The sequence below is a fragment of the Micromonospora sp. ABR4_055 genome, from assembly GCF_056160425.1.
In genome coordinates, this window is record NZ_JBSWXD010000294.1 from 1 (window position 1) to 2,508 (window position 2,508).

The window sequence follows — 2,508 nt, forward strand, 5'->3', positions numbered from 1 at the left end:
GGCCAGCCCTGGCTGGCGGCGGTGGCGGCCGCGTCGAGCCGGCGGGCCGCGTCGACGTCCGCCTCGGTGGCCAGGGCAAGCGCGTCGGCGACGCCGGCGGCTACCCGGCGGGCACCGGCCAGGGTCGGCCCGTCCGGGCGGGTCACCGCCGGGTCCACGCCGACTCGGCCGTCCCGGTCGATCGACAGACCGAGCACCCCCGCCGTGGCGACCCAGTCGGCGAGCACCGCCTTGGCCCGGGCCAGCTGCTCGGCGTACCGGCTGAGGATCTGGTCGACGACGCACAGCGCCGGGCCGACGGCGTCTAGCCGGTCACCCAGGCCGGCCAACCGGGTGTCGGCGGCGGTCGCCGCCGGCCCGGACCAGCCGGCGCGCAGTGCCCCGGCCGCCCCGGCCACCTCGGCGGCCCGCCGTTCGACCGCTGGTTGCCGGCGCCGCCAGCCGTACGCGGCCTGTTGCCAGGCCGCCGGGTCGGCCCGCCACAGCTGCCGGTACGTGATCATTTGGCCAGCCGGTGGACCGCCCGCCAGTCGGCGGCGTCGTACTCATCGGCGGCCCTGGCCAGCGCCTGCCCGGTGGCGGCCGCGTCCGCGCCGGCCCGGCTCACCTGCCGGTGCACTGCGGCCTCCACCGTGACCAGCAGGTCGGCCGCTGCCCAGCCCGGTGCGGCGACGGTCAGCTCCGGCTGGCCGGCCAGCCCGTGCGCCAGCCGGTAGGCCAGCCCGGTCAACCGGTCGGCGGCGTCGTGCAGCACGGCCGGCCGCACCCGCAGCGGCCCGCCGCCGGCCGGGCCCACGTCGTTGCCGGGCAGTTCACCCATGTCGCCTCCGTTCACCCATGTCGGCTCCGGTCACCGTGTCGCCTCCGTCGGCATGCGTCGATGGGCAGACGCTATCCGGAACCGACAGCGTGGCGGGGGACCCTGTGGACAATCGGCGCAGCGGTTACCGTCCCACCGGTCACCACCGCCGGTAGGGTGACCGTGGGCGGTGAGCGACGAAGCGGCGCGGCGGAGGTAAGCGAATGATCCAGGTGTGGCGGGTGTCCGACGTCCGCAGCGCCGAGCAGGCGCTGATGGCGACCGTTGCACCGGGGACACTGATGCACCGGGCCGCCGCCGGCCTGGCCCGCCGGTGCGCCACCCTGCTCGCCGAGCGCGGCGGGGTCTACGGTGCCGAGGTGCTGCTGCTGGTCGGCTCGGGCGACAACGGCGGCGACACGCTGTACGCCGGAGCCCGACTGGCCCGCCGGGGCGCCCGGGTCACCGCCTGGCTGCTGCGACCGGACCGGGCCCACTGTGGCGGGCTCGCCGCGCTACGGTCCGCGGGCGGCCGGGTGGCCGACGGTCGGACCGCCGACGGTGCCGGCCGGCACGCGGACCTGATCATGGACGGGATCGTCGGCATCGGCGGCACCGGCGGGCTGCGGGAGCCGGCCGCCGGTGCGCTCGCCCGGGCCGGCGAGCTCACTTCGGCACGTGGCGGCCGGCCGGTGCTGGTCGCGGTGGACGTGCCCAGCGGCGTTGCGGTCGACACCGGCGGGGTGCCCGACGGTGCCGCGGTGCCGTCGACCGGAGCTGGCCCCGCCAGGTCCGGAGCTACCGGGTCCGGAGCCGCCGCGGTCGGGAGGGACACCGTACGAGCCGACGTCACCGTCACCTTCGGTTGCCTGAAGCCGGCGCTGATGGTGGGACCGGCCGCCGTCCGCGCCGGTCACGTAGAGCTGGTCGACATCGGCCTGCGACCGTGGCTGCGCGGCACACCCGCGTTCGAGGTGCCCGGCCGCGACGACGTCTCGGCGTGGTGGCCGACGCTGGCCCCGGCCGCCGAGAAGTACACCCGGGGAGTGGTCGGGGTGGCGACCGGCTCGGCGACCTATCCGGGTGCGGCGGTGCTCTCCGTGGGCGGGGCGGTCGCCGGGCCGACCGGCCTGGTCCGGTACGCCGGCAGCGCCGCCGCCCAGGTGCTGGACCGGTACCCCTCGGTGATCGCCACCGGTCGGGTCGCAGACGCCGGCCGGGTGCAGGCCTGGGTGTGCGGCTCCGGGCTGGGCGGCGGGGAACACGCCGTGACCGAGCTGCGGTCGGTGCTGGCCGCGCCGGTGCCGGTGGTGCTGGACGCCGACGCGTTGACCATGCTGGTCGACGGCAGCTGGGCGGAGCAGTTGCGCGGCCGGCAGGCACCCACCGTGATCACCCCGCACGATCGGGAGTTCGCCCGGCTCGCCGGCCAGCCACCCGGCGACGACCGGGTCGGGGCCGCGCTGCGGCTGGCCGCCTGGATGCGGGCGACCGTCCTGCTCAAAGGCGACCGTACGGTGGTCGCCGGACCGGACGGACGGGCGTACGTGAACGCCACCGGCACCCCGGCGCTGGCCACCGGCGGCACCGGCGACGTACTGGCCGGCCTGCTCGGCTCGTTGCTCGCCGCCTGTCTCTTCTCCACATCTCCCACCCCACAATACCTAACCAGCTACCTAGGGGGGGGCGTTTTTTGGTTGTGGGTAGGG

The 2,508-nt window shown here is 76.8% G+C and carries 2 protein-coding genes and 1 pseudogene; 1 reads left to right on the forward strand and 2 read right to left on the reverse strand.

The features are described from left to right. Positions 1–503, reverse strand: a pseudogene (locus tag ACXAHD_RS31910) (alpha/beta hydrolase); the annotation flags it as partial. Then, entirely contained in the window at positions 500–820 is a 321-nt protein-coding gene (locus ACXAHD_RS31915; RefSeq protein WP_281551852.1) for a hypothetical protein, read from the reverse strand. The pseudogene ACXAHD_RS31910 and the gene ACXAHD_RS31915, both read right to left, overlap by 4 nt. Before the next feature lie 203 nt (positions 821–1,023). Between ACXAHD_RS31915 and ACXAHD_RS31920 the strand changes: the two genes are divergently transcribed. Beyond that, the coding region (locus ACXAHD_RS31920; RefSeq protein ID WP_475055135.1) for an NAD(P)H-hydrate dehydratase at positions 1,024–2,508 on the forward strand (1,485 nt) is incomplete at its 3' end.